We start from the raw sequence: 3,529 nt of genomic DNA, 5'->3' as shown, positions 1-3,529 counted from the left end.
CGTGCGGGCCCGGGCCGTACCGGCGGCCAGGGCTGCCCGGGCCGCCGCCACCAGCTCCGCGCAGGTCGCGTAGCGGTCCGCCGGATCCTTGGCCATGGCCTTGGCCACCACGGCGTCGAGCCCGGGAGGAAGGGCCGGCTGATGTGCGGTGGGCGGCGGGGGCGCCGTCATGAGGTGGCCGTACATCACGGTCTCGAACGTGTCCCCCGGGTACGGCGGCGTGCCGGTGAGGCACTCGTACAGGACACACCCCAGCGCGTAGAGGTCGGTCCTGCCGTCCACCGGCTGGCCCTTGAACTGCTCCGGGGCCATGTAGTTCGGGGTGCCCAGGGTCTGGCCGGTCGCGGTGAGCCCGCTCGAAGCGAGGTTCTTGGTGATCCCGAAGTCGCACAGGAACGCGTGTCCCGCCCCGGCCGAGTCGCGGGCCGAGGCGATCAGGATGTTGCCCGGCTTGACGTCCCGGTGGATCAGACCCCGCGAGTGAGCGGCGTCGAGCGCCGAACCCACCTGCGCCACGATGTTGATGGCCCGCTCCGGATCGAGGGCGCCCTCCCGGTCGAGCAGGCGGCCCAGGTCCTCGCCGTCCACGTAGCGCATGGCGATGAACAGCTCGTCGCCGATCTCGTCGGCGTCGAACACGGGGATGATGTTCGGGTGGTCGAGCGAGGCGACCGTCCGGCTCTCGTCGACGAAGCGCTGCCGGGCCACCTGGTTCCGGAACAGCCGCTGGCCCATCACCTTCAGCGCCACGTGCTTGCCCAGGCGGGTGTGCTCGGCCAGGTACACGGCCCCCATGGCCCCCTCGTCGATCTTGGCCTCGATGCGGTACCGGCCGAGGGTGGTCCCGACCATGCGGTCCGCCTCCTCGGGCGGGGGCGCCGGCGCGACCTCCGGGGCCAGCGAGATCTCGGCGTCGCCGATCCCGATGCGCTCGGTCCCCGCCAGGACCACGGCCCCCTCGATGCGCTGTCCGTTCACGAAGGTCCCGTTTCGGGATCCCAGGTCCCGGATCACCATGCGGCCGCTGTCGTCCACCTCGAGCTGGGCGTGGCGCCTGGACACCAGGTGGTCGTCCAGCACGACGTCGCAGGACGGATCGCGCCCGAGGACGACCTGTCGCCCGAGCTCGATGGCTTCGCTCCGCCCCCCGGCGGACGTGACGGTCAACTTCATGGAGTCATCAGCCCGGCGATTGTATGGACCGCCTCGCCGAGCGATCAAGACCTCGGCCTCCCGTGGGTACACGTTCTGAGCCGGTGGGGCGTAGTAAGAGTGATGGACGTGGACACGCGCGAGCGGGGAGCAGGGCTCCTGCCGGACTTCGACACGTTCTTCAGGGAGACGTTCCTCGTGGTGGCGCGGGCGGCGGCACTCGTTGCCCGAGATCCCGGAGCCGGGCAGGACGTGGCTCAGGAGGCCTTCTTTCGCCTCAGCGAACGATGGCACCGTATGGAAAGCGCCGAGCACGCTCGCCGGTTCGCGTTCCGCGTAGCGATCAATCTCGCCCGATCGCACGTGCGCAAGTACCTCCGCGTGGCCCTGGCTGGCCTGGAGCCCAGAGCGGAACGGGTCGAGCAGATCCCGCAGGTCGACGAGTGGCTCGCGATCCGTACCGCTCTCTCCGGCCTCAGTCCCCGCCGGCGTGCGGCCGTCGTGCTCATCGACTACGTGGGGATGGATGCCGGCGAGGCCGGTGGCGTTCTCGGCATCTCGGCCGGGACCGTGCGGGCGCATCTGATGCGTGGCCGAAGAGACATGAGGAAGCGACTGGGGCTGGCGGAACCGGAGGTGGCCGAATGATGCAGGACGAGGAACTTCGCACGCGATTGGCCCGGGCGACGAGTGGGCTGTCATTCGACGCCGAGCGCTCGCTTCAGCGGTTCCATGCGTCGCGGGCTCGGCGTCTCGCCGTGCGCCGTGTCGCCACGGTCGCCGTCGCCCTGACGGTCGCGGTGCTCGGACTGTTCGTGGCCTGGATGGCACGGCCGGGCGGATCCCCCGCACACCAGCCCCTCGTTCAGTCCGGACCGACGGGGACGATCGCGTACATGCGAGCCAGCGACGCGGGCAACGTCTCCGCCGTGTTCGCCGCCTCGGTCGAGGGTGGCACCCCGGTGGCGATCGGCACGGAGGCCTACACCGACTTCCCCGTGTGGTCGCCGGACGGGACAAACATCGCCTACGGGGCCGGGTCCGACCTCGGCAGCAGCTCACTCATGGTGGCCAACGCCGACGGCACCGGCGCCCATCGGATCGTCGACGCACCGGTCCTGGGGGTGTCCTGGTCCCCGGACGGGAAGCGGATCGCGTACATCGGATGGGACACGCAGGGAGCGACCGGCGCCTACGTGGTCAGCGCCGACGGCACGGGGAATGCCCTGGTCATCGAGGGCTTCTGGCAGTCAGTCGCGTGGAGCCCCGACGGCCAGCACCTCCTCCTGGCCGGGCGTCCCGCGACGAACGGGGGCGCCACCGGGGCGGAGGGCTTCGACCTCTACACGGTGCGTCCCGACGGAACGGACCTCGTGCCTTTGACCCACGGGGGCGGCTACGAGCAATTCGCGACGTGGTCCCCGGACGGCTCGCGGATCCTCTTCACTCGCGGCGACCAGTTCGAGGATTACGCGCAGGACGTCTATGTGATGGACGCGGATGGCTCGAACGAACGCCGGCTCACGAGCTGGCCCGGGTTCGATTCGTTCCCTGTCTGGTCTCCGGACGGGTCCTGGATCGCTTTCGCCAGCGACCGGGACGCGTCACCGGAGCAGCAGCACGCCATCCAGGCCAACGGCGCGTTCACCAACATCTCGACGTACGTCATGCGAGCCGACGGCTCCGACGTGCAGCGCGTCTTCACCGCCCACGACGGTGAGGCGCTGCTGCCTGGGTCGTGGAGGCCCTGACCGTTTCCGGGGATCCACGGCGCCCTCGCTGGGACCGCCGATCCGCCGGCCGGTAGTATCTCGGGCATGGCCAAGGATGCCTTCTCGTTCGACATCGTCTCCGAGATCGACATGGCCGAGGTCTCGAACGCGCTCGACCAGGCCAGGCGCGAGGTCGCCACGCGGTTCGACTTCAAGAACACCGGGACGATGGTCGATCGCGACGAGGACCTCCTGGAGATCCGCTCCTCCACCGAGGACCGGCTGAAGGCGGCCCTGGAGGTCCTGAAGGAGAAGATGGTCCGCCGGGAGATCCCCCTGAAGGCGCTGTCCAACGGCCCGGTCCAGCCGGCCGCCCGGGGAACCTACCGCATGAACGTGCACGTGAACCACGGGATCACGGACGAGAAGGCCCGCGAGCTGACCAAGTTCGTGAAGGGGCTTTCCGTGAAGGTCCAGAGCCAGGTCCAGGGGGACCAGGTGCGGATCACGGGGAAGAAGAAGGACGATCTCCAGGCCGTGATCCGGGCCGTCAAGGAACACGACTTCGGGATCGCGCTCCAGTTCACGAACTTCCGGCCCTAGGCCGAAACAACCCGTTTGGGCGTTGGGGCCGGCGGCGCCCGCTCCGCGGGCCAGTCCCCACC

Annotated in this window: 4 protein-coding genes; 3 read left to right on the top strand and 1 reads right to left on the bottom strand. The window is 69.8% G+C overall.

Translation table 11 applies throughout. The features are described from left to right. A partial coding sequence (locus tag M3Q23_13090; GenBank protein ID MDP9342994.1) for a serine/threonine-protein kinase occupies positions 1 to 1,173 on the bottom strand: 1,173 nt, incomplete at its 3' end. A gap of 108 nt (positions 1,174 to 1,281) precedes the next feature. Here M3Q23_13090 and M3Q23_13085 point away from each other — a divergent pair. From M3Q23_13085 to M3Q23_13075, 3 genes are all read left to right on the top strand, one after another. Then, positions 1,282 to 1,800, top strand: coding sequence for an RNA polymerase sigma factor (locus tag M3Q23_13085; protein MDP9342993.1), 519 nt, complete (start codon positions 1,282 to 1,284; stop codon positions 1,798 to 1,800). Continuing rightward, positions 1,797 to 2,903, top strand: a complete 1,107-nt coding sequence (locus M3Q23_13080; GenBank protein ID MDP9342992.1) for a hypothetical protein — start codon at positions 1,797 to 1,799, stop codon at positions 2,901 to 2,903. Before M3Q23_13085 ends, M3Q23_13080 begins: the two co-directional genes overlap by 4 nt. 66 nt (positions 2,904 to 2,969) lie before the next feature. Beyond that, positions 2,970 to 3,467 carry a YajQ family cyclic di-GMP-binding protein gene (locus M3Q23_13075; GenBank protein MDP9342991.1) on the top strand — a complete coding sequence of 166 codons (498 nt, stop codon included), beginning with the start codon at positions 2,970 to 2,972 and terminating at the stop codon, positions 3,465 to 3,467. Positions 3,468 to 3,529: the final 62 nt, after the last annotated feature.

The organism is Actinomycetota bacterium (assembly GCA_030774015.1).
Taxonomy (GTDB): Bacteria; Actinomycetota; UBA4738; order UBA4738; family JACQTL01; genus JALYLZ01.
Note: the sequence above shows the minus strand (reverse complement) of the source record. Positions and strands in the feature narration are given on the sequence as shown.

Coding starts and splice junctions, on each gene's coding strand:
- M3Q23_13080 (MDP9342992.1), top strand. CDS start 1,797: ATGATGCAGGACGAGGAACTTCGCACGCGATTGGCCCGGGCGACGAGT.
- M3Q23_13075 (MDP9342991.1), top strand. CDS start 2,970: ATGGCCAAGGATGCCTTCTCGTTCGACATCGTCTCCGAGATCGACATG.